Raw genomic sequence first — 25,605 nt, 5'->3', positions numbered from 1 at the left:
AACTCCGCTGATTGTTCACGGAGTTGCCCGCCGAAAGGCCGGGCTCGTCCACCCCCCACCGCTCCGAACGAAGGGGAGAGACCATGGCAAGTGGGCTGCTCCTGAGCGGCACGGTCGCCGCGCTCGTCACCGCCGCGCTGCCCGCGCACGACTCCTCCACCGGGTTCGTCGATCCGCCGCCGGACAAGATCGTCATCAACGTCGCCACCGTGAACGGCTCCGGCTGCCCCGCGGGCACCGCCGCGGTCGCCGTCTCCGAGGACAACACCGCGTTCACCGTGACCTACAGCGACTACCTCGCCCAGGCCGGCGGCAACTCCGACCCGACGGCGTTCCGCAAGAACTGTCAGCTCAACCTGATCGTCCACGTACCGCAGGGCTTCACGTACGCCGTCGCGAGCGCGGACTACCGGGGCTTCGCCTCGCTCCAGCCCGGCGCCACGGCAGTCCAGCGGGCCTCGTACTACTTCCAGGGCTCGTCGCAGACGGCGTTCAAGACCCACCCGCTGGCGGGTGCCTACAACGACAACTGGCAGGTCACCGACGTCACCGACTGGGCGCAGCTGGTGTGGGCGCCGTGCGGCGTGCAGCGCAACTTCAACATCAACACGGAGATCCGCGTCAACGCGGGCACCACCTCGCCGGGCAGGGTCAGCTTCATGACGATGGACTCGACCGACGGCGACATCAGCACCGTGTACCACATGGCGTGGAAGGAGTGCCCCGGCAGGTGAGCGATCCGCCCGGGGCGGCGGGGACGCGGTGGCCGCAACGGTCAGTTTTCGAGAAGCGCCGGCGGGCCGGCCCCGCCTACGGTCGAAGACATGAACTCCCTCGACTTCGTCACCCTGGAGGTGGCCGACACCGCGGCCGCCGCCCGTTTCCACTCCGCCGCCTTCGGGCTGGACCCCGCACGGGTGCGCCTGCGCGCGTCCGAGGCCCCGACGACCGGCTTCCGCGGTTTCACGCTGTCCCTCGTGGTGTCCCAGCCGGGCACCGTGGACGCGCTCGTCGGCGCCGCGCTCGACGCGGGTGCCACCGTCCTCCGGCCCGCCTCGAAGTCGCTGTGGGGCTACGGCGCCGTGGTGCAGGCTCCGGACGGCACGGTGTGGCAGATCGCGACGTCGGCGAAGAAGGACACCGGGCCGGCCACCCGGGACATCGACGAGATCGTGCTGCTGCTGGGCGTCGAGGACGTGAAGGCGAGCAAGCGGTTCTACGTCGGGCAGGGCCTCACCGTGGGCAAGAGCTTCGGCGGCAAGTACGTCGAGTTCGCCGCCGGACCGGGCACCGTCAAGCTGTCCCTGTACAAGCGTCGAGCCCTGGCCAAGGTCGCCGGCGTCCCGGCCGAGGGCAGCGGTTCGCACCGCATCGTGCTCTGCGGCGCCACCGCCCCGTTCAGCGACCCGGACGGGTTCGTCTGGGACACCACCGCCCCGGTGTCCCGGGCCGGCTGAGCCGCGTGGCACACCACCGCCCTCCACGGCCCGTTCGACGACAACCCCCTAGGCTCGGCGCATGAGCGAAGACTCCAAGCGTTCCGTCGTCGTCGAACGGACGGGCCCCGGCCACTTCGTCGCCACCAACGCCCGTGGCGGCACGATCCACTTCGGCACCGCCTCCGACGGCGCCGCGCACAGCGAGTTCACCCCGGTGGAACTGCTGCTCGCCGCGCTGGGGGGCTGCAGCGCCGCCGACGTCGACGTCGCCACCAGCCGCCACGCCGAGCCCGCCGAGTTCTCGGTCTCCGTGACGGGCGACAAGATCAGCGACGAGCTGGGCAACCGCATGACCGGCCTCACGGTCACGTTCCACGTGGTCTTCCCGGACGGCGAGGGCGCGGAGCGGGCCCGTGCGATCCTCCCCCGCGCGGTCAGGACCTCCCACGATCGTCTCTGCACGGTCAGCCGCACGGTGGAGAGCGGCACCCCCGTCACCGTGGCCGTGGAAGAGGACTGACCTCGCGTCGGCGGCCCCGAGGAGATCACGCCCCGGGTGCCGTGTTCCCCGGCCGCCCGGCCGTCCCGCCCGACGGGACGGTCCCCGGCCCGGTGCGGCAGGTCGTCGCCCACAGGCTGAGTGCCGCGAGGCTGAAGCACGTGCCGAGGGCGGTCACGGCGGGCCAGCCCGCCCACGCGTGGGCGAGGGAGGAGCCGAGGGCGCCCAGGGCGCTGCCCGCCGAGTAGAAGACCATGTAGCCGCCGATGATCCTGCTGCCCGCTTCGGGGCGGACCGCGTGCACCAGGGTCTGGTTGGTGACGTGCACGGCCTGCACGGCGAAGTCCAGCAGGACGGCGCCGATCGCCAGCGCCCACAGCGACTGCCGGGTCAGGGCGATCGGCAGCCAGGACAGCACGAGCAGGGCGAGGCCGACTCCGGTCGTGCGCCGGGCGAGCCCTCGGTCGTTCCAGCGCCCGGCCACTCCCGCGGCGACGGCTCCGGCCGCCCCGGCGATGCCGAACGCGCCGATCGCCGAGTGCGACAGCGACCACGGGGGAGCGCTCAGGGGCTGCGCCACGCCGCTCCACAGCGTGCTGAACGCCGCGAACACCAGCAGGGCGAGCACCCCCCGGACCCGCAGCCGCGGATGGCGGGCGAACAGGGTGACGGTCGACACCACCAGCCGCCCGTACGACGTCCCCCGCACCGCCGCGGGCGGCGCGCCCGGAGGCAGGACACGGCGCAGCAGCAGGGCGAGCACCGCGGTGACGACCGCCGCGGCCAGGTAGACCGCCCGCCAGCCGGCGAGGTCGGCGAGCACGCCGGCGGCGGCGCGGGCCAGCAGGATCCCGGTGACGATGCCCCCGGTGACCGTGCCGACGGCGCGACCGCGCCGGGCCGGCGGGGACAGGGCGGCCGCCGCCGCGACCATCGTCTGGGCGACGACGGCGAGCAGCCCGATCACGGTGAGCGCGCCGAACAGCGCCGCCGTCCCCGGCGCCAGCCCGGCGGCCACCAGGGCGAGTGCCAGCAGCCCGAGCTGTCCGGTGACCAGCCGCCGGCGGTCGAGCAGGTCACCGAGCGGAACGAGCAGCAGCAGGCCGGCGGCGTAACCGAGTTGGGTGACGGCGACGATCGCGCCGAGCAGTCCCGGGCCGAGCGCGAACCGCTCGCCCAGGGTCACCAGCAGGGGCTGGGCGAAGTAGACCGTGGCGACGGAGCTGCCCGAGGCGACGGCGAGCAGGGGAACGAGCCGGGCGGGCGGGGGAGCGGCCGGTGCGGGGGAGGAGCCCGGTGGCGGCGCGGGCACCGGCGCCGCGGCCGGTGTCCCGCGGCCACCCGTCCCGCCGCACCCGCTCGCCGCATCGGAGCACTCGATCGCCATGACCCGGCCCGCCCTTCGTTCGGTTGCATCTTGCCACCTCGTGACCGTAGCCATATGCGGTAGCATGTTGCAACCAGCCGCGTGTGGCTGGCCGGACCGGAGGAGAGGAGCCGGCGATGGTCGCCCGCACCCGTTTCGACGCCGACCCCTGTCCCGTTGCCCGGTCGGTGAACGCCATCGGTGACTGGTGGTCGCTGCTGATCGTGCGGGACGCCTTCGACGGCAGCCGCCGCTTCGGCGAGTTCCACCGCAGCCTCGGCATCGCCAAGAACATCCTGGCGGCGCGGCTGCGCGCACTGGAGGACGCCGGGGTGCTGCGCGGGGTGCCCGCGCCGGACGGCGGCAACCGCCGCGAGTACCTCCTCACGGACAAGGGCCGCGCCTTGTTCCCGGTGATCGTCGCCCTGCGCCAGTGGGGTGAGGAGCAGTGCTTCGCCCCCGGTGAACAGCACTCGCGCCTGCTGGACCGCCGTACCGGCCGCCCGCTGCCGCCGGTACGGGTCCAGGCGGCGGACGGACGGCCGGTGGGGCCGGAGGACACGGTCGTGGAGAAGGTGCGGGAGGCGGGGGGCACCCGGTCCGAGGGCTAGACGGCGGACCGGCGGCGGGTGCGGGGCGGCGGGCGTTCCAGGCGTTCGGCGTTCCGGGCGTACCGGCACCCCGTGCCCGGCCTGCCGGCCCCTCGGCCACGGACACGCGTCGCCTGCGGGGCCGAAGCCCGTCCGCCTGCCGGAAATCCGCTGGTGGGCGGGGCGGGTGACCGGGCTACAGTCGCGCATGACCACGTACGGCCTCGGCCCCACCAAGCTCTACGACCCCTCCGAGCGGCTGCTCCACGGCAAGGGCGTGGAGTCCGCGGCCGGAGCAGGCGGGGCCGAGGACTGGGTCCGGCTCGACCGCGGCGTCCACTGGGCCACCCACGACACGGTGTTCGGTGCCGGGACGCGCTGCTGGAGACGTGTCGGTTTCCGGTCGGTGGACACCCGGGAGATCGCGGACTGGCGCCGGGCCCCGTACTGGCAGGAGGGTCCCGGCGGCACCGGGGCACCGTCCTGGAGCCTGCCGCCCACCGAGTCCGAGATCGCCCTGTGCCTCTGTCACGGGGATCCCCGCGTCCGTGCGGCGGCGCTGGCCCTCGACGAGTCGGCGGACCTGCCCGCCTCCGTCCTGCCGCTGGTCCTGATCCGGAGCGCGGACACCGACGACCGCGTGCGGACCCTCGCGCGCGCCGTCCTCGGCCGTGTGCTCGCCGGCGCCGACGAGGCATTGCCGCGCCGGCTGGCGTCCCTGGCCGTCCTGCTGGGCAAGCGGTGGCGGTACGGGGCCTGGGCCTGGGAGGCCGTCCTGGGGCGCCTGGGGGGACTCCCCGAGGAGGTGCTCGCCCGCCTCCTGGCGGACAACGACCGGGAGTCCCGGCTCGCCGGCCTGGCGGCGGCCGCCGAGTACGGGCTGCCGGCCATGGAACGGGTGTGGGCGGTGGCCGAGCAGGACCGCGACGAGGGCGTGCGCGCGGTGGGCGTGCGCACCGCGATACGGCTCGCGCTCGCCTCCGGACAGCAGACGGTCCTGGACGGTGCCAGGGCCCGCTTCCTCGCCCACCTCGACGACGACCGCGCCTACGGCCTCCGCCTCACCACCTTCACGACCGCCGTCGAGGCCGGCTTCCTCCCCGTCGGCGACCTCGCCGCTCTCGCCGCCGCCCACCGATACCGGAAGATCCGGCGCCACGCCTGCGCGGCCGTCCTCGCCCACCCGGACGGGGACGTGGTCCTCGACCGCCTGCTCGCCGCCCGGGACACCTTCGTGCGCTCCGCCGCCGTGAGCCGACTGCGGCGCGCCGGGCGCGGCGGCGAACTGCCCCGGTACCTGACGGCACTTCTCCGCGCGAGTGCGCGCGACGGCCTGCCGGGAGCTGCGGGCGGAGGGGTACGACATCCGCGCGCACCACCGCGCACTGTGCGCCGACCCGGCCACCGTCGTCCCGGCGGCGGTCCTCGGCCTCGCCGAGCAGGGGCATGCCGAGGACGCGGCCCTGCTGCGCCCCCTCCTGCGGCACCCGCATGCCGGGGTCCGCGCCCGCGCCCTGTCCGCGCTGCGCATGCTCGGCGCCCTGCCCGACGACGCGCTCGTGCCGTTCGCCGACGACCCGGACCCCGGCGTGCGCGGCAGCGCCCTCGGCGCGCTCCGCGGAACGCCCCGCCTCCTGCGGAACCTGCTCGACAGCCCGCGCGAGGACGTGCGGGCGCGGGTGGAACTCCTCCTGGAACGGAACCGGAGCCGGCGGCGGGGCGCCTGCCGCTGCTGCCCGTCTCCGCCGTCTGCGCCGAGGCGGCCACGACCGGTGGGGCTCCTGGCTGAGCCCCCTCACGAGTCCTGGAAGCCCGCCATGACCCGCCCGGTCCACCGCGACGCCGGTCCCGGTGCCGGGGACTCGCTCCCCCTGTGGCCGCGACCGGCGCGCTGACCACCCCTTGCCCCTGCCTCGCGGGGCGGGGGTGCGCCCCCCACTTGATATGCAAGTGTGCACTTGCCTATGGTGGGGGTGTGCCCGACGACCTCTTCAAAGCCTTGGCGGACCCCACCAGACGCACCATCCTCGACGAGCTCACGGAGCAGTCCGGACAGACACTGTTCGAGATCTGCGCGCGGCTGAGCATGAAGCACCGGCTCGGCATCTCGCGCCAGGCGGTCTCGCAGCACCTCGCCGTGCTGGAGGCCGCCGGGCTCGTGGAGACCAGGCGCGAGGGCCGCTACAAGTTCCACGACCTGAACACCGCCCCGCTGCGGCAGATCACCGAGCGATGGCCCACCCACGACACCCCCGAACCGGAAGAGCGCACACCATGAAGATCCATCTGACCAGCGTCTTCGTCGACGACCAGGCGAGAGCGGAGCGGTTCTACACCGAGGTGCTCGGCTTCGTGAAGAAGTACGACGTCCCCATGGGCGAGAAGGACCGCTGGCTGACCGTCGTGTCGCCCGAGGAGCCCGAGGGGACCGAACTCCTCCTCGAACCGGCCGGCCATCCCGCCGTCGGGGTCTACCGCGACGCGCTCGTGGAGGAGGGCATCCCGCTCGCGCAGTTCGCCGTGGACGACGTGCGGGCGGAGTACGAGCGGCTGCGGGCCCTCGGTGTCCGCTTCACCCAGGAGCCACTGGAGATGGGTCCCGTCACCACCGCGGTCTTCGACGACACCTGCGGAAACCTGATCCAGATCGCCACCAAGCCCCGGTGAACAGGGCGAGGGCCCAGGCTGCCGCCGCCTGGGCCCTGCCGGGATCGGACTGCGAAGGGGGAGCGGTCCGACCGTGCGGTCAGCCGCTGATCTCCCTGCGGTCGCTGCCGCCGCTGATGGCGATCTTGCGCGGCTTCGCCTGCTCGGCGACCGGGATCCGCAGCTTCAGCACGCCTGCCTCGTAGGAGGCGTCGATCCGCTCGGTGTCGAGGGTGTCGCCGAGGAACAGCTGGCGGCTGAACGTCCCCGCGGGCCGCTCGGTGATCACCGTGTCGGTGTCGTCGCCGTACGTCGGCCTGCGTTCGGCCCGCACGGTCAGGACATTGCGCTCGACATCCAGGTCGACGGACTCCGGGTCCACGCCCGGCAGATCCAGCTCCACGAAGAACGTGTCACCCTCGCGCCAGGCGTCCATCGGCATGCCGGCCGGGTGCGCGGCCGTGCCCCAGACCCGATCGACGAGCCGGTCCAGCTCGCGGAAGGGATCCGTACGCATCAGCATTCCTCATCCCTCCTTGGTGTCGTCTCCGCTCGACGCTCCACTTCTGATATAGCACATCGCCGGAATGTTGACATCTCTAGGCTCAAGTTTTTTTCCCGCGTCCGCCGATCCCGCCGCTCGACTGACCGGACGTCGACAGGGGCGCATCCAGGCCGGGTGGCGATCGGTGCCCGGGATCGGCGGGTTCGCGCGGCGGTCTGGCCCCAGTCAGGGGGTAAAGGGGCCTGGGTTGAGTCGCCCGCTGTCAACTTCACCCAGTGGAAAGTTGTCAAGGTTCTGTCGATCGGCTATACCCGGTAGCAGTCTTCGTTCCAGTGAAGGGAGAAGTGGGAATGCTTGCGCGCACCGGCGCTTCGGGAGACCTCGACCGGCTCACGCGTCAGCTCGCACGCGCCGCCGCCCCGGCCGGCACCGTCATCCCGGCGGACGCCTGGCGCGACGACGAGGCGATCTACGTCGAGTTCGACCTGCCCGGCATGGACCGCTCCAGCATCGAGCTGACCGTGGAGCGCGACACGCTGACCTTGAGTGCCGAGCGCCCCTCCTCGATCCCGGCCCAGGCCCGGGCGCTGCTCGCCGAGCGCCCCACCGGCCGGTTCACCCGTCACCTGACGATGTCCGACGCGCTGGACACCGAGGCGGCCGAGGCGGCGTACGACAACGGTGTCCTCACCCTGCGCATCCCGCTGGCCGCGCACGCCAAGCCCCGCAAGATCGCCATCTCGGGCGGCGGCCCGAAGCAGCTGACGTCCTGAGCCGGCACCCGTTCCGTCACGCCGAAGGAGGTTGACCCGTGGGCGCCCTGCTGTGGCTGCTCGTCCCGTTCGCCGCCGGCCTCACCGCCAGTGCCTGGGCCTGGAGCACCGCACGCCGCAACCCCGGCCCGCCCGACCATGACACCTGGGAGGACCTCGATCGCTTCGAACGGCTGCGGACGGTTCTGAGCGCCGGGGACCGCTGCGAGACGGCATAGCGGCCACACGCGGACCTGAGCCGAGCCTTGACAGGGCTCGGCTCAAGTTTTATCTCGGAACCATAGGCAAGCCGGTTCCGGGCACCACAGCCCGCGGCGGTCGAGGAGGTGGCCGGGATGCGCACCCCGAGGCGAGCGGACCCCTACGCGGTGCTGGGGCTGGACCCCACGGCGACAGCGGAGGCGATCACCTCCGCCTTCCGCGCCCGGGTCCGGGAACTGCGCCCGGACGTCCGCGTGGACGCGGCCACCGCCGAACGGTTCGGCGAGGTGCGGGCGGCGTACGAGATCCTCCGCGATCCGCGCCGGCGCGCCGCCCACGACCGCACGTACCGGTCCGTCCGCGGCGGGACGGACGAGCGCGGGCCCGTCACCCCCTCCGCGCGGCCCGCGCGGAGGCATCTCGTGGTCCTCGGGCCCGCCCGTCCCGAGCCGCCGCTGCGCGCGGGCCCCGTCCGGTGGGAACCGGGGCGGTGACGACGAGGAGGGAGAGCACAGATGGCACGGCCGGTCGGAATCGACCTCGGTACGACGAACTCGGTGGTCTCGGTCCTGGAGGGCGGCGAGCCCACCGTCATCACCAGCACGGAGGGCGCCCGCACCACGCCGTCGGTCGTGGCCTTCGCCAAGAACGGCGAGGTACTCGTCGGCGAGGTGGCCAAGCGCCAGGCGGTGACCAACGTCGAGCGCACCGCCCGTTCGGTCAAACGGCACATGGGCGACCACGCCTGGCGGTTCCCGGACCACGGTGACATCGACGGCAGGCGGTACACCGCGCAGGAGATCTCCGCGCGCGTGCTGCAGAAACTGAAGCGCGACGCGGAGACGTACCTGGGAGAGGACGTCACGGACGCGGTGATCACCGTGCCGGCGTACTTCGACGACACACAGCGGCAGGCCACCAAGGAGGCCGGTGAGATCGCGGGCCTGAACGTCCTGCGGATCATCAACGAGCCGACGGCGGCGGCGCTCGCGTACGGGCTCGACAAGGAGAACGACCAGACGGTCCTCGTCTTCGACCTGGGCGGCGGCACCTTCGACGTGTCGCTCCTGGAGATGGGCGAGGGCGTCATCGAGGTGAAGGCCACCAACGGTGACACCCGGCTGGGCGGTGACGACTGGGACCAGCGGATCGTGGACCACCTGGTCACGAAGTTCAAGAACAACCACGGCGTCGACCTGGCCAAGGACAAGATGGCCGTGCAACGGCTGCGCGAGGCGGCCGAGAAGGCGAAGATCGAGCTGTCCAGCGCGACCGAGACCACCATCAACCTGCCCTACGTCACCGCCTCCGCCGAAGGGCCGCTGCACCTGGACGAGAAGCTGACCCGCGCCCGGTTCCAGCAGCTCACCGCCGATCTGCTGGAGCGCTGCAAGGGCCCGTTCCACAGCGCGATCGAGGACGCCGGGATCAAGGTCTCCGACATCGACCACGTCGTCCTCGTCGGCGGCTCGACCCGGATGCCCGCCGTCACCGACCTGGTGAAGGAGCTGACGGGCAAGGAGCCGCACAAGGGCGTGAACCCCGACGAGGTCGTCGCCATCGGCGCCTCGCTCCAGGCCGGCGTGATGAAGGGCGAGGTCAAGGACGTCCTGCTGCTGGACGTCACCCCGCTGTCCCTCGGCATCGAGACCAAGGGCGGCGTCATGACCAAGCTGATCGAGCGCAACACCACGATCCCCACCCGGCGTTCGGAGGTCTTCACCACCGCCGAGGACAACCAGCCCTCGGTGACCGTGCAGGTCTACCAGGGCGAGCGGGAGATCGCGGCGTACAACAAGAAGCTCGGCATGTTCGAGCTGACCGGCATCGCCCCGGCGCCGCGCGGGGTGCCGCAGATCGAGGTGGCGTTCGACATCGACGCCAACGGCATCATGCACGTCTCCGCCAAGGACCTGGGCACCGGCAAGGAACAGGAGATGACGGTGACCGGCGGATCCGCGCTGCCCAAGGACGACATCGACCGCATGGTCCGCGAGGCCGAACAGCATGCCGAGGAGGACCGCCGGCGGCGTGAGGCGGCGGAGACCCGCAACCAGGGCGAGCAGCTCGTCTACTCGACGGAGAAGCTGCTCACGGACCACGCGGACCGGATCCCGGCCGCCGCCCGGAGCGAGACGGACACGGCGCTGGCCGACCTGAAGGAGAAGCTGAAGGGAGACGACACCGCGGCGATCCGGCAGGCGATCGACCATGCCGCGCAGGCCGCGCAGAGGATCGGCACGGCCCTGTACGAGAAGTCCCGCGCCGAGCAGCCGGCGGGTGGCACCGGTGCGTCCGCGGGCGGCCCGTCCGGCGGCAGCGACGACGACGTGGTGGACGCCGAGATCGTCGACGACGACAGGTCGCAGGCCGTCTGAGGACGCCCGCCGGCGGGGGCGGCACCGATCCCGGCGCCGCCCCGAGCGGAGCGAGCCCGGGAGTGGCCGGCCCCGAGGCTCGCTCCCGGGAGCGCGTATGCCTCCGGGGGAGCCGGTGCCCGCCGCGCCGCCGGCACCACCGGCCCGGCGGACGCCGTGACCGGCCGGCCGCGCGCACCGCGAGCCGTCACGTCGCGGGGCGCACGGCCACCGCGTCGATCTCGAACAGCATGCCGGGCAGCGCGAGAGCGGACACCCCGCTCAGCGTCTGCGCCGGAAGCCGCTCACCGAACACCTCGCGGAGCGCCTTCCCGAGGACCTCCAGCTTGCCCGGGCCCGTGGTCGACGATGTACGAACCGAACCGGGCCACGTGCTCGAAGCCGAGCCCGGCGCCCGCGAGGGCACGGCCCAGACGGGCCGGCGACAGCTCGACCTGTGCGGCGAAGTCGCCGGGCACGGGCGCTCCGGTGGCCGCGTCGGAGGCGTACTGGCCGGCGATGAAGACGAGTTCGCCCGGGGCCGAGACGGCGTGACTGTAACCGAAGGGGGAGGGGTCGTGCAGGGTGGCGGGGTTGGTGATAATGCGCTGGTCGTCGGTCACGGCGGGGCACTCCCTCAGGCCGGGGTCGGTCACCCGCCGGTGACCGTTCCTGCGAACGCGCCGCGCCCACCGGCCGTTCCGCGACCGGCGGCCGGGCCGTGCACACCCCTTGACCACCGGTGGATACCGGCCAGTAGGCTCACGTCACCCTCAACGCCCCCTCTCCTCGGCCGCGGTGGCCCGGCTGCACGGCCGGCCTCCCGCACGCCCGCACAACGGCCCCCGCAACCCGGGAGACGCCCCGCGCAGTCACGTCACCAGCGCCGTCGAGCGCCGCCCGAACCGCACTCCGTGAGGCCTTTCGTGAACAGAACCCTCGTGTCCGCGGCCGCCGTGACCTCCGGCGCCCTGCTCGCCCTGCACACGCCGAGCCCCGCCCAGGCATCCGGCGCCGCCGCGTTCCACGCCACCAGCCACCCCGTCGTCTTCGTCCACGGCTACAGCGGCGACGGCAGCAACTGGAACACCATGGCCGACCGCTTCACGGCCGACGGCTGGCCGGCCTCCCACCTGTCCCGCTGGAGCTACGACTGGCGCCAGTCCAACGCCACCACCGCAGGGCAGTTGTCCGCCGAGATCGACCGCCTGCTCGCGGCGACCGGCGCCGACCAGGTCGACATCGTCAGCCACTCCATGGGCGGACTGTCCTCGCGCCACTACCTGAAGAACCTCGGCGGGACGTCCAAGGTCGACGCCTGGGTGTCCCTGGGCGGCCCGAACCACGGGACCGACAGCGCCAACAGCTGCTTCGACACCTCCTGCACCGAGATGCGGACCGGCTCCGGCTTCCTGACCGCCCTCAACTCCGGTGACGAGACGCCGGGTTCCTCCCGCTACGCCACCTGGTGGTCGCCGTGCGACGCGGTGATCAACCCGGACAGCTCCGTCTCCCTGTCCGGCGCGGTCAACACCCGCACCGCCTGCCTCGGCCACTCCGCCCTGCTCACCGACGCGACGGTCTACGCCCAGACGAGGGACCGCATCAACAGCTAGCGGCAGCCGGCGACCACGCGACCGCGACCGGGAAGCGACCGTCTCGGTGTCCGGCCGCGTGGGTCAGGTGCGAGGGCCGGTCGAACAAGGACGCGCACTCGGGAACCGTATGGCGGCCGGGTGAGGGACGAACGCCCTCACCCGGCCGCTGGCCGGTCGTCGACGGCGATGCCCAGCCGGCCGGCCACCGCCGTGAGAGCCGGTCCCAGGGAGAGTTCCACCCGGGTGAGCGCGTGCCGGTCGCCGCGTGTCGGGTCCCGGTTGACGATCAGCACCGGCGTCCCGGCCTGAGCCGCCTGGCGGACGAACCGGAGCCCGGACATCACCGTGAGCGAGGAACCGAGGACCAGCAGCGAGCGCGCCCTCCGGACCAGCTCGCGGCAGTGCTCGACCCGCCGCGGCGGCACGGCCTCGCCGAAGAACACCACGTCCGGCTTGAGGACGCCGCCGCAGACCGCGCAGGGCACCACACGGAAGTCCCCGACCTGCTCGTCCGTGAGGTCGGCGTCACCGTCCGGATTGATCCCCGCGGCCACCGGCGCGAAGCCGGGATTGGCCTCCTCCAGCCGCCCGGCCAGCTCGCGGCGGGGGCTCACGGCGCCGCAGGACAGGCAGACGACCCGGGCCAGGCTTCCGTGCAGCTCCACGACACCCTCGCTGCCGGCGGCCTGGTGCAGGCCGTCGACGTTCTGGGTGACGACCCCCGACAGCAGGCCGTGCCGCCCGAACGCGGCCACGGCGCGGTGCCCGGCGTTGGGGCGGGCGCGCCCGAAGGTGCGCCAGCCGAGGTGGCTGCGCGCCCAATAGCGCTGCCGGGCCCGGGCGTCGGCGGTGAACTCCTGGTAGGTCATCGGCGTGTGCCGGCTCAGGCTCCCGCCCTCGCCCCGGTAGTCGGGGATACCCGATTCCGTGGAGATGCCCGCCCCGCTGAGCACCAGCACACCGCCGCCGCCCAGCGCGTCGGCGACGGGCCCCGGATCCGTGGTGCCCGGCGGCAGGTCCTCGGTGGGCGTCCAGCTCAGAGTGGGGCGCATGCGCATGCCGCCAGGGTACGGAAGCGGCACTCGCGCCGACGAGCCGCGGCGCCGCGGGGAGACCCGCCCGAGCCGCGGCGCCGCGGAGACCACCGCGAACCGCGGCACCGTGGAGCCGGTCCGCACCGTGCTGCGAGGGGCGGACCGCACCAGGGGGGCGGGAGCCGGCCGCGAAGCTCCCGCACCCGCGGCACGGGTGGGGGAGCGCTCCCATTTCCCTCGGGGCGCTCCCCGTTCCGGTACGGCGGGGGCTCAGCGGCCGATGGCGCAGGCGTCGCCGTTCAGCATGAACCGGGGCGGCGCCGAGGCGTCACCGGTGTGGCCGGCGACATACCCGAGGGTGATGCTCGCGCCGGGCGCGATCGTGGCGTTGTACGGCGCGTTGACCGCCGTGACGGTGTTGCTCAGCTGGGTGAGGTCCGTGTTCCAGTCGGAGACGACGGTCTGGCCGAGGGCGAGCGGGAATTCGAGGGTCCAGCCGTTCACGGCGGTGGTTCCGGTGTTGGTGACCGTGAGCTCGACCGTCGTCCCGGTGCCCCAGGAGCGTACGGCGCGATCGACGCGGCAGGTGGGCTCCTGCCGTTCGAACGAGACCTTGTGCAGTCCGCCGGGCAGGTCGTTCACCACGTAGAACTCGCCTTCGGCCGTCGTCCCGATCGATGTGACCTGGGTGGGCATCTGTCCGATCTCGGCCTGCTCGTAGCCGCCCCTGCCGTCGGGCCGGAGCGCCCACACCGTGGACGAGCAGTAGTCGGTCGCGATGTACGTGCCGCCCACCAGGCCGGCGTACCGAGAGCCCCGGTAGACGTGCCCCCCGATGACGGAGCAGCCGCCGGTGTAGGGGGAGTAGGTGAAGACGGGCTTCGTGTACTCCTCACCCGGCGGGCAGGTGCCGCCCTCGAACCGCTCCAGGCCCTCGTAGCAGGACCAGCCCAGGTTCGCCCCGCCCCGCCCCGGCGCGAGATGGTCGACCTCCTCCCAGCGGCCCTGGCCGACGTCTCCGATCCACATCGAGCCGTCGGCGCGGTCGAAGGAGAACCGCCACGGGTTGCGCAGCCCGTACAGCCAGATCTCGGGGCGGGCGCCCGCGGTGCCGGCGAAGGGGTTGTCGGCGGGGACGCAGTACGCGAGCGCGCCGCAGGTGCGGCCGACGTCGATGCGGAGGATCTTGCCGAGCAGGGTGTCCAGTCGCTGACCGGCGCGCAGCGGGTCGGCGGAGCCGCCGCCGTCGCCGATGCTCCAGTACAGGTGGCCGTCGGGGCCGAAGGCGAGCTGACCCCCGTTGTGGTTGCTGTACTCGGCGTGCTCCTGTGCGAGCAGGACCTCCAGCCGGGACTCGTCGAGCCGGTAGCGGGCCAGGGTGACCGCGCCGTCGGGCAGGGCGGTGTACGCAAGGTAGACGTCCTGGCTCTCGGCGAAGTCGGGCGGCAGGGCGATGCCGAGCAGGCCGCGCTCGTTGCCCGACTCGTCGACGGCCGAGGTGATGTCGATCAGAGGGGTTCCGGCGAGACCGGTGTCCGGGTGGTACACGCGGACGGTGCCGGGCTTCTCCGTGATGAACAGGCGGCCGGTGCCGTCGTCGGGGGCGGCGAGCGCGGTGGGGCGCCGCAGCCCGTGGGCGACCTGCGTGGTGGTCGCGCTGAGCGACGGCAGGGGCACCGTCGTCGCCGTGTCCGGCGCCGCGGGCGGCGACGCGGTGGTCTCCGGAACGGTGGCCGGAGCAGCCGCCGCGGCGGAGGGCGGCAGCGGGGCGAGCAGCCCCAGCAGGAAGACGAGGGCGAGGGGGCGGGTCCAGTGACGTCGTAACATGTCGGCTCCAGGAGCGAGGACGCTTGCGGGGCGGTTGCGCTTCCTTGGATCACAGCGCGAGCGGGCCACGACTCCGCCGGCCTCGCCGGCCGTGAGCGGTCGCGGGCGGAGGAGGGCGGGGCGGGCTCGGGCCGGAGCGGACCGGCCGAGTCGGGCCGGCGGGTCGACCCGGCCGGTGCGGACGGGACCGGGGCGTACGGGCCGGGCCCACGAGTCCGTCCTGCGATGCGCTGCCCGCGACGGTATCCGCTTTCCCCGCCGTCACACCAGGCCCCTGCCGCAACTTCCGGCCGTCCCGTCGATCGTCTTCGCCTTCATGACGCGCGGCTGATGCTGCCCGTGTCGCGGGTGGGCGGTCGCCCGTGTCGCGGGTGGGCGGTCACCCGTCTCGCCGGTGGTATGCGGCGCGTGTTCGAGCGGCGCACGCCGGCAAGGACGCGTTCCGGCGCACCACCTGACAAGGTGTCGGCCCTGTCCGAAGCAGACCGCTGGGCCGCCGAAAAGGGTTACGAACTATATGTGGTTTATCGCAGCTTTTGACTTGCCATTGGATATTCTGTCTGAATCCCAGTCATGTCTTCGTCGGATGAAAGGGCCCCCAAAGGAGCGATCAGCCGAGCGGTAGAGGGGTGAAGATGGGCAACAAAAGGGTGGTCTGCTTGTTGGTGACCGGTCTGGTGGTGGTGTCGTCCGCCCTGGTCGCCCTGGTCGCCGCATGGGGCGCGCGGTCCACAGGCGCCGACTGGCCCGAGGTTCTCCAGCGCGCCGGAAGCACATTCGGGGGCACCGTGGGGGTGTGCGCCGCTCTGGCCGCCCTCTATCGAAGTCTCGGCGGCGTCGATCAGTAGCCGCGACCGCTGAGCCCGGTGCCGAGTCGTCCACCGGCGCCGGGAACCACCGAGGCACCCCGCTCACTTTCTGCGGGCGAGACGGCCTGCCCCGTCCCGAGGTTGCTGAACCAGGACAACCCCCGGTGTCCGTACTGGACAAGAGGGGTGGGCGCCGCAGGGGGGGGCGGCGCCGCGGCGGCCGAAGATCCCGGGGGGATGCCCGGACGCGTTGACAGGACGTCACCCCGTCCCCATCATGGGAGCGCTCCCACCGGCGGGATCCGGTCGACGGCCCGCCCGTGCACGACCGCAACGCGTCCACGCCCGCCCCGCACGCCGCATGCACGCACGCCCCGCCCCGCACGCCGCATCCCCGTACGGTCCGGTGACCGCGGCCCGCCGCTGCGCCGGAACTCCCAGGGAGGACCCCCATGCCACCCCTGCACAGACCCGGCCGGCCGGCCGGCGCCGGTCTCCGCCTCCTCGCGCGCACCGCCGCCGTGCTGTCCGCCGCGCTCGCCCTGCTGTCCCCGTCGGGCGCCGCCGGCCCCGCCGCGGCCGCGTCACCCGCGGCGGCCGCCGCGGACACCGTCGTCCGGGTCAACACCCAGGCGGCGCTGGGCCGCCTGACCGACGTCGCCCGTGGCGTCAACGCCGCGATCTGGGACTCGCACATGAACGATCCCGAGGTCGCCACGCTGATGAAGGCGGCCGACGTCGGGGCGATGCGCTACCCCGGCGGCTCCTACGCGGACATCTACCACTGGGAGACGCACACGGCACCCGGCGGCTACGTCGCCCCGGGCACCGGCTTCGACGCCTTCATGGGCACCGTCCGCGCCACCGGCGCGCAGCCGATCCTGATCGCCAACTACGGTTCCGGCACGCCCGAGGAGGCGGCCGGCTGGGTCCGCTACGCCAACGTCACCAAGGACTACGACGCCGAGTACTGGGAGATAGGCAACGAGATCTACGGCAACGGCCACTACGGCAGCGGCTGGGAGCACGACGAGCACGAGGACAAGAGCCCGCGCGAGTACGCCCGTCAGGTCCGTGCCTACGCCGCGGCCATGAAGGCTGTCGATCCGACGATCAAGATCGGCGCGGTGCTCACCACCCCGGGCCACTGGCCGGACGGCGTCGTCGCCGGGGGCGACCCCGGTGACTGGAACCACACCGTGCTCTCCCAGGTCACCGACGTCATCGACTTCGTGAGCGTGCACTGGTACGCGGGCGGGTCCGACACCTCCGCCCAGGACGCCATGACCCGGCTGACCCGGCTGCCCGGCGAACTGCGGGAGGTGCGCAACCAGATCGACCGGTACGCGGGGGCCGACTCGGCGCGCATCGGCATCGCCCTCACCGAGATCAACACCAACACGGGCGGCGCCCGGCTCACCGCCCGCCCCAACGGCCTGTTCGCCGCCGACGCCTTCATGACGGCGCTGGAGAACGGGGTGTTCACCGTCGACTGGTGGAACACCCACAACGGCGCCGGCCGGATCACCACCGTCGACGGCGAGACCGACTACGGCGACATGGGGATGCTCTCCAGCGGCGCCTGCACCGGTGACGTCTGCGAACCGGCGCCCAACACGCCGTTCCACCCCTACTACGGCATGAAGATGACCGGCGAACTGGGCACCGCCGGCGACACCATGGTCGCCACCGCGTCCTCCGCCCAGGACGTGTCGGCGCACGCCGTGCACCACCGTCGCGACGGCCGGCTGAGCGTCCTGCTCATCAACAAGAACCCGGACGCGGCACGCACCGTGGACCTCGACTACGCGGGCTTCGTCCCCTCCGCCGCCGCGCCCGAGGTGAGCCGCTACGCCCGCGGCGACAGCGACATCACCGAGGTGACCGCCGGACCGGAGGCCGCCTCCCAGGTCGTCGTGCCGCCCTACGGGATGCTCACCGTCACCCTCACCCCGCGGCCCGGCACCGGACCCGGGGCCTCGGCCGCCGCGGCCCCGGGCACCCCGAGGGCCGAGGCGGTGACCGACACCACCGCACGCCTGTCGTGGGACGGCGCACCGGGTGCCGTCCGCTACCTGGTCCAGGAGCGCGACGGCGCCCACACCCGCCTGGTCGGCGAGACCACCGGCACGTCCGTGACCCTGCGGAACCTGCCCCCGGGCAGCACCCACACGGTCAACGTGCTGGCGGCGGACGCCTCGGGACGGCTCTCCGCCCCGTCCGACCCGCTGACCTTCACCACCGGCACCCCGACGGACGCCGCCTGCGCGGTGTCGTATCACCGGGACACGAGCTGGGGGAACGGCTTCGTGGCCACGGTCACCGTGCGCAACCTCTCGGACGCCCCGATCACCGGCTGGACCGTGGACTGGGACTGGCCGACCGACCGCCAGTCGGTGTCCTCGGGCTGGAGCGCCACCTTCCACCAGACCGGCCGGCACGTACGGGTGACCGCGCCCGAGGGCGCCGGCCCGCTGGCCCCGGGCGGCGCGTCGACGGCCTCCTTCGGGTTCGTCGGCGCCAATGACGGGCCCAACCCCGATCCGGCGTCCTTCCGCCTCAACGGCGCCGTCTGCTCTGCCGGCTGACAGCCCGCCGGCAGGCGGGCCGGCGGCGGCCCGTCCCCGGGAGCGGGACGCGGGGAGACCCGTGTACCGCTCCCGGGCGGGACACGGCCGCCGTCACACGGCCCCGCCCGGCGGCAGGTCCCTGACGAACACCATGCCGTCGACGTCCGCAAGCCGGGCCGGGTCGAGCGGGGCGTAGCCGAACCAGGGGGAGACGCGGGGCGCGGGCCGGGCGTCCCCGAAGCGGGCGGCCAGCCGAGGGGCGTCGATGACGCAGCGGTCCTCCGGGAGGGCGTACAGGAGGCCTTCGAGGGTGTCCGGCGGCGGCGTGTCCACGCCCCGGTGCCGGATCGTGCCGAGCGCGGTGGCCACGAAGGCGTACTCGTCGCCGAGTTCGGCGCTCACCAGCGCACCGGCGCCCCACCACTGCACGGGCTTCCCGTCCATCCGTATCGTGCTCCTCGCCCGCTGCAGGTGGGAGTTGTGGGCGTGGACGAGCACCGGGCCGCGGGCCGCGAGGGCGAGGAGGTTGCGGGCCATCATCTCGTCGCGCACGCTGACCAGCCGGGTGATGCGGGCCGGTGAGGCGTCGGCCATCCAGTGGTGGTAGCGGAGCAGACCGGTCGCGGTACGGCCGTACAGGCGCGCGCGGTCCCAGTCGTCCGGTGCGGAGACCGACACCAGGTGCGGCCGCTCCTGGTCGAGCAGCGCGACCAGATCGTCCGCGAGCAGCCGCAGCTCCCGTGCCTCGGCGGACCGCCCCACCGACCGGGCCGGGTCCCTCATCGCGGCGGGATCGGTCCACCGGGCGTCCGGCCCGAGCAGCCGGCCGAGCGTTTCCGCGGTGCAGGGCAGCAGGTCCGCGTCCACCCGGGCCGACAGGTAGCCGTGCAGCGCGAGGAGGGCCTGCCGCGGGCTCGCGGCGGCGGTGATCTCCAGCGGGCCGTCGAAACCGGCGAAGCGGACCCGTTCGGCCGGGGGGCGGCCGTCGTTGTACGCGCGCATCCAGCGCACCAGTTCGCGGTTGGCCGGGTAGGCGTCCCACCCGTGGCTGATCCCGTGCTGCACCGCCTCGTCGAGGGTGCCCGTGCCCGTGGTGACGTAGTCGTCCAGGACCAGGCCCATCAGGCAGTCGCTCTCGATCGCGATCGTCCGGTAGCCCTCCCGCTCGACCAGCTGCCGGAACAGCTCGTTGCGCAGCTCGAGCAGGGTGTCCTCACCGTGCGTCGGCTCGCCCAGGGCGAGCAGCCGAGGCCGGGTGGACAGCAGCCCCATGAGGGAGGCGGCGTCGACGGCCCGGGCGGTGTCCTTGATGTCAGTCGTCATGCTCCTCAACGCTATCGTTGAACCTTCGGTTGAGACTTCGGGCCGGTACCGTCGGGTCCATGGCGCGAAACCTTCAAAACGGGGAGCGGCTGAGGCCGGTCGACCTGGCACGTGCGCACGGTCTGTCCACGCAGGCGGTCAGGAACTACGAGGAGGCGGGCATCCTTCCGGCCGCCGCGCGCACACCGCACGGCTACCGCGCCTACACGCCCCTGCACGCGGCGGCGCTGCGCGCGTTCCTCGCCCTGCTGCCCGGCCACGGCCACCGGACCGCCACGGCGATCATGCGCGCCGTGCACCAGGACGCGGTGGACGAGGCGTTCCGCCTCATCGACGAGAGTCACGCCCAGCTCCTCGACGACCGGCGGACCCTCCAGGCCGTGGAGAGGGCCCTCGGCGATCTGGAGTCCACCGCGGCGGCCGGGCGGGAGGCGGCGTCCGAGCCGGTCGCCCTGTCCGGGGCCGGACCCGACGGCACGTTCATCGGCCCGCTGGCACGCGGGCTGGGCGTCCGGCCCGCGACCCTGCGCAAGTGGGAGCGCGCCGGGCTCGTGCGCCCGCGCCGCGACCCCCGCACCGGATACCGCGTCTACGACGAGGCCGACGTACGCGATGCCCGGCTGGCCCACCAGCTCAGGCGGGGCGGCCACCTGCTGGAGCAGATCGCCCCGCTGATCGCCCAGGTACGCGCGGCCGGCGGCCTCGAGCCGCTGGAGGCCGCACTGCGCGACTGGCACGGCCGGCTGTCCGCCCGCGGCCGGGCGATGCTCTCCGGGGCCGCGGAACTGGAGGCGTACCTCCGCGAGCGCGGATGAGGGCAGCCGGCGCGGCGTACGCGAGGACGTCCCGCGGGTGGCCGGCGGCCACCGAAGAGAACCCCGGTCGCCCGCTCCTCCTCGCGCCCGCCTCGCCGGCCTCCCTGCGCATCTGTACCGGGCGCGCCTGAACGAGTCCGTGCACCGTCTCGTCGCCGACGCGCGTCAGCTCGGTCTCACCGATCAGGAGCTGCTGACCCTGGTGCGCGACGGCCTGTCCGGCACGCCCGGCGCCCCGGACGGCCCGCTCCCGTGACGGTGCCGCCGCGGGCCCGGCCGACGCGCTCGACGAGCCGTCGGCCGGGCCCCGTGTCAGTCTGTGCCTGAAGGACGGCCCGCCCCGTGCGCGCGGGCCGCGGCCCGAGTGACCGGAGGCACGCCGTGGAGCAGATCGGTGACAAGCCGGAGGACGTGCGGGAGAACCTGGAGAAGCAGCAGGCGCGGCCCGGGAGAAAGCCGCCGCTGCGGGATGCGGAGCGCCGGGGCGGGGAACCGGCGGACGGGGAGGCGGCGCAGGAGGACACGGACGCCCCCGCGGAGGACCGGTAGCCAGCTGCCCGCCGGGGTTCAGGCGTGACTCCCGCGTCACGGGGGAGACGAGTCGACATGTCGACCGTGAGAGAGCAGAAGCCGGCGGCCGCCCAGGGCGGCCCGGCGCTCAAGAAGGCCCTGACCACCCCCCTGCTGTACTTCTTCATCCTCGGGGACGTCCTGGGCGCCGGGGTGTACGTCCTGGTCGGCCAGGTCGCCGCCGACGCCGGCGGAGCCGTGTGGGTGCCGCTGGCCGTCGCCCTGCTGCTGGCCCTGCTGACCGCGGCCTCCTACGCCGAGCTGGCCACGAAGTACCGGCGGGCCGGCGGAGCCGCCCACTACGCCACGCGGGCGTTCGGCCCGTTCGCCGGTTTCCTCGCGGGCTTCTGCATGCTCGCCGCGGGCATCGTCTCGGTCGCCGCCCTGGCCCGCGGCTTCGGCGGCGACTACCTGTCGGCGTTCGTGACCCTGCCCGTCGGCCTGGTCGCCGTCGCGTTCCTCGCCCTGCTGGCACTCCTCAACGCACGGGGCATCCGGGAGTCGATGCGCGCGAACGTCGTCGCCACCGTCGTCGAGGTCGGCGGACTGCTGATCGTCGTCGCCCTCGGCGCCTGGCTGCTCATACGGGGCGACGGCGACCCGGGGCGGCTCACCCAGCTCGGCACCGCGGACAAGGGGGCGGCCGCCGCCGTCCTCAGCGGCTCCGTGCTCGCGTACTACTCGTTCGTCGGATTCGAGACGTCCGTGAACGTCGCCGAGGAGACCCGGGACCCGCGCCGTTCCTACCCCCGCGCGCTCTTCGGCGCCCTGGCCACCGCCGGGGCCGTCTACGTGCTGGTGGGGATCGCCGCCTCGGCGGCCGTGCCGACGGACCGGCTCGCCGCCTCCAGCGGCCCGCTCCTCGAGGTCGTCGAGGAGGCGGGCGGAGTGCCCCTGCTCCTGTTCAGCGCCATCGCGCTCGTCGCCGTCGCCAACGGCGCGCTGCTCACCGGGATCATGTCCTCCCGGCTCGCCTACGGCATGGCCCGCGACGGCCTGCTCCCCGCGTCCCTGGCCAAGGTGCTGCCCGGGCGCCGTACGCCCTGGGCCGCCATCGCCGCGACCACCGTGCCGGCCATGATCCTCGCGCTGACCGGCAGCGTCGCCGTCCTGGCGTCCACGCTGGTCCTGCTGCTCCTCGTGGTGTTCTTCATGGTCAACATCGCGGTGCTGGTGCTGCGCCGCGACCACGGCACGGCACCGCACTTCCGGGCGCCGACCGTGCTGCCGGTGCTGGGCGCCGCCTCCTGCGTGCTGCTCGCCACCCAGATCGAGGGCCGGGTGTGGCTGCGCGGTCTGGCCGTCCTCGCGACCGGCGCGCTGCTCGGCGCGGTGGCGGCGGCACGGCGGGACAGGCGCCGCGACGAGCCCGCCGGGAACGCGACCGGCGACGGGATCGCCCCCGCGGAACACTGAGGCGTCCGGCAGGTGCCAGGACCGGCGGCCGGGGTATCCGCAGGCTTTCGGAGCACACACGAGCGGAGGCGGTGTGGAGAGGGATCGCCGACCGGGACCGGCCGGTCGCGTACACGCAGCGGTGAGCGCCCGGTTCGAGCCCCGTCCGCCAGCGGGACCCCGGGTGGTGGTGGGAGTGAGCGGCTCGCTGGGAAGCCGCACGGCCCTGGCCCGGGCGGCCGCGGAGGCCCGGCGGCGCCGGGCGGAGCTGTGGCCGGTGCTGGTCTGGGAACCCCCCGGCGGGGAACTGTCCGCCCGCCGGACGACGGCCGCCGCCGTCCTGGCGGAGGACTGGGAGCGGCTGGCCCGGGAGCGGCTGCGCACGGCCCTGTCCGACGTGTTCGGCAGCCCGGACCCCGGACTGCCCGGGCGGACGCTGCTCGCCCGCGGGGCGCCGGGCCCGGCGCTGGTGCGGATCGCGGACCGGGACGACGACGTCCTCGTGGTCGGCGCCGGAGGGCGGGGCCGGCTGCGGCGCGCGCTGTGGCCGTCCGTCAGCCGCTACTGCCTCGCCCGGGCCCGCTGCCCCGTCCTCGCCGTGCCGCCCTCCCCGCTCCAGCCGGCGCTGGCGGCGGCGCGCCGCCGGAACGCCTGGGGCCTGCCGCTGGACACCGGGCTTCTCCAGCGTGAGCTCGACACCGTGCGCGCCGCCGCGCCGGCCGCGGTCACGCCCGGGAGGACCGGCCGGCGTGACGGGCCGCCGCCGTGACCGCCGTAGGATTCCTCTCCTGGTGAAGTGGTCATGGCCGGCCGGAGCGGGACGCCCCGGCGGTGCGCGGTGACAGGTTTCGGACGGTGGTGGGGCATGGGTGACGCAGGCGCCGGGGCGGGCGACCGCGAACGGGACGGCACCGAGGAGGCGCGCGTGCTGTGCGACGTGGCCGCGCTCTCGGCGGACCCCGCCGCCGCGGGCGGCGCGCTGTGGCGGCTGGCCGAGCCGGGGCGGCAACTCGACGCCAACCTCATCCACATCCCGCCCGACGGCCGTATCACGCCCCACGTGGAGCCGGAGCTCGACGTCCTCGTCCTCGTGGTCGCGGGCAGCGGCACACTCGGCACCGAGCCGCCGCGGCCGCTCACCGCGGGCATCCTGGTGTGGCTTCCGAGGGGCGCTCCCCGGAGCCTGACCGCCGGCCCGGAGGGGCTGTCGTACGTGACCGTCCACCGCCGCCGGGCCGCCCTGCAGATCAAGACCCGGCCGCCCGTCTGACCCGGGCTCCCGGCCACCCGTCCGGGCGCCGCACCGGCCAACCGTCCGGGCACCGCACCCGGCCATCTGGCCGCGCGCCACATCGGGCCGTCCGTCCGGGCACCGCACCGGGCCGTCCGTCCGCGCGTCGCGCCGGGCGGCACCTCCGGGCGCCGCAACGGGCCCGACGTCCGGGCGCCGCCCCGGGCCGCCGGCGCCGAGCGAGATGCCGCGTCCCCGGGGCAGCGTGAGAATGGTGGGGGCTTGTTCTGCTCCCCGCCGCGGTACGGAGGCAGCCGTGAAGGACGTGAGATTCGAGCACACGCGCTCGCTGTCCCGCACCGAAGCCGCCGACCAGCTCGCGGCCCTCGCCCAGGCGCTCAGGGAGGGCGGCGAGGCCGAGCTGGAGCTGGGCTCCGGAGTGCTGAGCCTGCGGATCATCGACGAACTGAGCAGCGAGGTGGAACTCGAGGTCGGCGGCGGCGAGGTCCAGCTGGAGGTCGAGCTGACGTGGCCGGCCGGACGGGCTCCGGGCGCCGCGGCCTCCGGAGCCGGTGCCCAGAAGGAGCCGAAGTCCGCGGCTGCCGAACCGGCCGCCAGGCCCGCGCGGACCCGGAAGACCGCGACGGCCGCCAGGACCAGGCGTTCCACCGCGAAGCGCGCCTAGGGCCCGTCGTCGAACCCCTGTCCGCCTCGTGACAACCCCAGGTGTGCCCGGCAGGAGACGCGGCCCGGGCGACGCGTGCGCAATACGTACTTCCGGCTCCTCACCACGGGTGTCAGGCTGATGCCCATGCTGAGGACCGGAGAAGGCGGAACGGGGCCCGTCACCATCGGAGTCGAGGAAGAGTACCTGCTGGTGGACCCGGTCTCCCGGCAGGTGAGCACGGAAGCGGACAAGGTCGTCGCCTCCGCGGCCGCGGCACTCGGCGACCGGGTCACCACCGAGATCACCCGCTACCAGATCGAGGTGCGCACCGACCCCCACACCAGCCTCACCGACCTGGCCGGCCAGCTCCGGGAGACGCGCGCCGCCGTCGCGCACGCCGCGGCCGGGCTCGGACTGCGCATCATCTCCAGCGGCACCCCCGTGCTCGGCCAGCACGTGCCCACGCCCATCACCCCGGGCCCGCGCTACGCGCGCAGCGTCGCCACGTTCCGGGCCCTGGACGACGAGCAGAGCGCCTGCGCCTGCCACGTCCACGTCGGCGTCCCCGACGAGACCACGGCCGTGCTCCTGAGCAACCACCTCCGCCCCTGGCTGCCCGCGCTGATCGCCCTGACCGCCAACTCGCCCTACTGGAACGCCCAGGACACCGGATACGCGAGCTGGCGCACCGTCAACTGGAGCCGGTGGCCCGTGGCCGGACCGCCCCCCTACTTCGAGTCCCACGCGCACTTCCGGGACCTGGTCGACGGCCTCACCCGCGCCGGGGCCCTCATCGACCGCGGAGGTCTCTACTGGGACATCCGCCCCTCCCACCACGTGCCCACCCTGGAGGTCCGGATCGCCGACGCCGCGCCCACCGTCGACGACACCGTGCTGCTCGCCGGCTGCGTCAAAGCGCTGGCCACCACCGCGCTCGCCGCCGTCCGCCGGGCGCGGCCCGCCCCCCGCCCCCGGCCGGAGATGCTGCGGGCCGCCTGCTGGCGCGCCGCCCGTGACGGCCTCGGCGGCGACACGGTCGACCCGCACACCGGGCGGCTGCACTCCGCACGCGCCCACGTCGCACGCCTCTGGAAGGCGGTGCCGGCCGCTCTGAGCGCCGAGGAGGCAGCACTCCTGGACACCGCGGCGGCACGCCTGCGCGCGCAGGGCAACGGCGCCCAGCGGCAACGGGCCGCCTACCGCCGGCGGCACCACCTTCCCGACGTCGTCGACCACCTCATCCGGACCGCCACCGACACGGACGCCGTCCCCGGCCCGCCCGCCGCGGGGTGACCCGCACGGCCCGCTCGACGCGCCGGACGACCGACCGGGACGCCCGCCGCCGCCCGCCCCGCCGCAACCGGCGGCCCTACTGGCGGATCTTCCCGTC

General features: G+C 74.0%; 26 protein-coding genes and 1 pseudogene. 21 read left to right on the top strand and 6 right to left on the bottom strand.

Features of this window, described 5'->3' with window-relative positions; translation table 11 throughout:
- Positions 1-83: 83 nt before the first annotated feature.
- The 3 genes from SGLAU_RS01790 to SGLAU_RS01780 all read left to right on the top strand — a co-directional run bounded on the left by SGLAU_RS01790 (position 84) and on the right by SGLAU_RS01780 (position 1,959).
- Complete coding sequence (locus SGLAU_RS01790) at positions 84-734, top strand: DUF4360 domain-containing protein (protein WP_043497720.1); 651 nt, start codon at positions 84-86, stop codon at positions 732-734.
- 90 nt (positions 735-824) lie between these two features.
- Positions 825-1,457, top strand: coding sequence for a VOC family protein (locus tag SGLAU_RS01785; RefSeq protein WP_043497718.1), 633 nt, complete (start codon positions 825-827; stop codon positions 1,455-1,457).
- A 61-nt stretch (positions 1,458-1,518) separates the two neighbouring features.
- Positions 1,519-1,959, top strand: coding sequence for an OsmC family protein (locus SGLAU_RS01780; RefSeq protein ID WP_043497717.1), 441 nt, complete (start codon positions 1,519-1,521; stop codon positions 1,957-1,959).
- A 25-nt stretch (positions 1,960-1,984) separates the two neighbouring features.
- Here the strand turns inward: SGLAU_RS01780 and SGLAU_RS01775 are convergent, their stop codons facing one another.
- Positions 1,985-3,325 carry an MFS transporter gene (locus tag SGLAU_RS01775; RefSeq protein ID WP_078957552.1) on the bottom strand — a complete coding sequence of 447 codons (1,341 nt, stop codon included), beginning with the start codon at positions 3,323-3,325 and terminating at the stop codon, positions 1,985-1,987.
- A 116-nt stretch (positions 3,326-3,441) separates the two neighbouring features.
- Between SGLAU_RS01775 and SGLAU_RS01770 the strand changes: the two genes are divergently transcribed.
- The 4 genes from SGLAU_RS01770 to SGLAU_RS01750 all read left to right on the top strand — a co-directional run bounded on the left by SGLAU_RS01770 (position 3,442) and on the right by SGLAU_RS01750 (position 6,561).
- Complete coding sequence (locus SGLAU_RS01770) at positions 3,442-3,915, top strand: winged helix-turn-helix transcriptional regulator (RefSeq protein ID WP_043497715.1); 474 nt, start codon at positions 3,442-3,444, stop codon at positions 3,913-3,915.
- A 1,298-nt stretch (positions 3,916-5,213) separates the two neighbouring features.
- Positions 5,214-5,789, top strand: coding sequence for a HEAT repeat domain-containing protein (locus SGLAU_RS36895; protein WP_043497710.1), 576 nt, complete (start codon positions 5,214-5,216; stop codon positions 5,787-5,789).
- A gap of 80 nt (positions 5,790-5,869) precedes the next feature.
- Positions 5,870-6,172 carry an ArsR/SmtB family transcription factor gene (locus SGLAU_RS01755; RefSeq protein ID WP_043497709.1) on the top strand — a complete coding sequence of 101 codons (303 nt, stop codon included), beginning with the start codon at positions 5,870-5,872 and terminating at the stop codon, positions 6,170-6,172.
- Positions 6,169-6,561 carry a VOC family protein gene (locus SGLAU_RS01750; RefSeq protein WP_043497708.1) on the top strand — a complete coding sequence of 131 codons (393 nt, stop codon included), beginning with the start codon at positions 6,169-6,171 and terminating at the stop codon, positions 6,559-6,561. Before SGLAU_RS01755 ends, SGLAU_RS01750 begins: the two co-directional genes overlap by 4 nt.
- Before the next feature lie 79 nt (positions 6,562-6,640).
- Here SGLAU_RS01750 and SGLAU_RS01745 read toward each other — a convergent pair whose 3' ends face one another.
- On the bottom strand, positions 6,641-7,063 hold the full coding sequence (locus tag SGLAU_RS01745; protein WP_043497706.1) for an Hsp20/alpha crystallin family protein: 423 nt from the start codon (positions 7,061-7,063) through the stop codon (positions 6,641-6,643).
- Between the two features lie 332 nt (positions 7,064-7,395).
- Here SGLAU_RS01745 and SGLAU_RS01740 point away from each other — a divergent pair, with 332 nt between their 5' ends.
- The 4 genes from SGLAU_RS01740 (at position 7,396) to dnaK (ending at position 10,397) form a co-directional block, all read left to right on the top strand.
- Positions 7,396-7,818 carry an Hsp20/alpha crystallin family protein gene (locus SGLAU_RS01740; RefSeq protein WP_043497704.1) on the top strand — a complete coding sequence of 141 codons (423 nt, stop codon included), beginning with the start codon at positions 7,396-7,398 and terminating at the stop codon, positions 7,816-7,818.
- Positions 7,819-7,856: 38 nt separating this feature from the next.
- Positions 7,857-8,036, top strand: a complete 180-nt coding sequence (locus tag SGLAU_RS01735; protein ID WP_043497703.1) for a hypothetical protein — start codon at positions 7,857-7,859, stop codon at positions 8,034-8,036.
- 117 nt (positions 8,037-8,153) lie between these two features.
- Positions 8,154-8,513 carry a J domain-containing protein gene (locus SGLAU_RS01730; RefSeq protein WP_043497702.1) on the top strand — a complete coding sequence of 120 codons (360 nt, stop codon included), beginning with the start codon at positions 8,154-8,156 and terminating at the stop codon, positions 8,511-8,513.
- A gap of 21 nt (positions 8,514-8,534) precedes the next feature.
- Positions 8,535-10,397, top strand: coding sequence for a molecular chaperone DnaK (gene dnaK, locus SGLAU_RS01725; RefSeq protein ID WP_043497700.1), 1,863 nt, complete (start codon positions 8,535-8,537; stop codon positions 10,395-10,397).
- 187 nt (positions 10,398-10,584) lie between these two features.
- Here dnaK and SGLAU_RS01720 read toward each other — a convergent pair.
- Positions 10,585-10,999 (bottom strand): annotated as a pseudogene (locus SGLAU_RS01720) (RidA family protein).
- Between the two features lie 303 nt (positions 11,000-11,302).
- On the opposite strand from SGLAU_RS01720, the gene SGLAU_RS01715 reads away from it, so the two are divergent.
- Positions 11,303-11,992, top strand: coding sequence for an esterase/lipase family protein (locus tag SGLAU_RS01715; protein ID WP_078957551.1), 690 nt, complete (start codon positions 11,303-11,305; stop codon positions 11,990-11,992).
- A 137-nt stretch (positions 11,993-12,129) separates the two neighbouring features.
- On the opposite strand, the gene SGLAU_RS01710 is transcribed toward SGLAU_RS01715, so the two are convergent.
- Positions 12,130-13,032 carry an NAD-dependent protein deacetylase gene (locus tag SGLAU_RS01710; protein ID WP_043497695.1) on the bottom strand — a complete coding sequence of 301 codons (903 nt, stop codon included), beginning with the start codon at positions 13,030-13,032 and terminating at the stop codon, positions 12,130-12,132.
- A gap of 246 nt (positions 13,033-13,278) precedes the next feature.
- On the bottom strand, positions 13,279-14,835 hold the full coding sequence (locus SGLAU_RS01705; protein ID WP_043497694.1) for a PQQ-dependent sugar dehydrogenase: 1,557 nt from the start codon (positions 14,833-14,835) through the stop codon (positions 13,279-13,281).
- Between the two features lie 635 nt (positions 14,836-15,470).
- On the opposite strand from SGLAU_RS01705, the gene SGLAU_RS01700 reads away from it, so the two are divergent.
- Both SGLAU_RS01700 and SGLAU_RS01695 read left to right on the top strand, forming a co-directional pair.
- The gene (locus SGLAU_RS01700; RefSeq protein ID WP_159072753.1) at positions 15,471-15,683 is read left to right on the top strand and encodes a hypothetical protein; all 213 of its coding nucleotides are present in this window, start codon (positions 15,471-15,473) and stop codon (positions 15,681-15,683) included.
- Positions 15,684-16,096: 413 nt separating this feature from the next.
- Positions 16,097-18,232 (top strand): cellulose binding domain-containing protein, encoded by a 2,136-nt coding sequence (locus SGLAU_RS01695; RefSeq protein ID WP_043497690.1) that lies wholly within the window; start codon positions 16,097-16,099, stop codon positions 18,230-18,232.
- Between the two features lie 93 nt (positions 18,233-18,325).
- Here the strand turns inward: SGLAU_RS01695 and SGLAU_RS01690 are convergent, their stop codons facing one another.
- A complete protein-coding gene (locus SGLAU_RS01690) occupies positions 18,326-19,537 on the bottom strand; it encodes an erythromycin esterase family protein (protein ID WP_043497688.1) in 1,212 nt (403 codons plus the stop codon).
- A 59-nt stretch (positions 19,538-19,596) separates the two neighbouring features.
- On the opposite strand from SGLAU_RS01690, the gene SGLAU_RS01685 reads away from it, so the two are divergent.
- From SGLAU_RS01685 to SGLAU_RS01655, 7 genes are all read left to right on the top strand, one after another.
- Positions 19,597-20,352: a TioE family transcriptional regulator gene (locus SGLAU_RS01685; RefSeq protein WP_043497686.1), complete on the top strand. Its 756-nt coding sequence runs from the start codon at positions 19,597-19,599 to the stop codon at positions 20,350-20,352.
- 381 nt (positions 20,353-20,733) lie between these two features.
- Positions 20,734-20,901, top strand: a complete 168-nt coding sequence (locus SGLAU_RS01680) for a hypothetical protein (protein WP_159072752.1) — start codon at positions 20,734-20,736, stop codon at positions 20,899-20,901.
- A 57-nt stretch (positions 20,902-20,958) separates the two neighbouring features.
- Positions 20,959-22,338: an APC family permease gene (locus SGLAU_RS01675; protein ID WP_052413565.1), complete on the top strand. Its 1,380-nt coding sequence runs from the start codon at positions 20,959-20,961 to the stop codon at positions 22,336-22,338.
- Between the two features lie 121 nt (positions 22,339-22,459).
- On the top strand, positions 22,460-23,086 hold the full coding sequence (locus SGLAU_RS01670; RefSeq protein WP_244315159.1) for a universal stress protein: 627 nt from the start codon (positions 22,460-22,462) through the stop codon (positions 23,084-23,086).
- A gap of 96 nt (positions 23,087-23,182) precedes the next feature.
- Positions 23,183-23,587 carry a cupin domain-containing protein gene (locus tag SGLAU_RS01665; protein ID WP_043497682.1) on the top strand — a complete coding sequence of 135 codons (405 nt, stop codon included), beginning with the start codon at positions 23,183-23,185 and terminating at the stop codon, positions 23,585-23,587.
- Positions 23,588-23,864: 277 nt separating this feature from the next.
- Complete coding sequence (locus tag SGLAU_RS01660; protein ID WP_043497681.1) at positions 23,865-24,233, top strand: amphi-Trp domain-containing protein; 369 nt, start codon at positions 23,865-23,867, stop codon at positions 24,231-24,233.
- A gap of 126 nt (positions 24,234-24,359) precedes the next feature.
- Positions 24,360-25,508 carry a glutamate--cysteine ligase gene (locus SGLAU_RS01655; protein ID WP_043506149.1) on the top strand — a complete coding sequence of 383 codons (1,149 nt, stop codon included), beginning with the start codon at positions 24,360-24,362 and terminating at the stop codon, positions 25,506-25,508.
- Positions 25,509-25,605: the final 97 nt, after the last annotated feature.

Source organism: Streptomyces glaucescens (genome assembly GCF_000761215.1).
Taxonomy (GTDB): Bacteria; Actinomycetota; Actinomycetes; order Streptomycetales; family Streptomycetaceae; genus Streptomyces; species Streptomyces glaucescens_B.
Note: the sequence above shows the minus strand (reverse complement) of the source record. Positions and strands in the feature narration are given on the sequence as shown.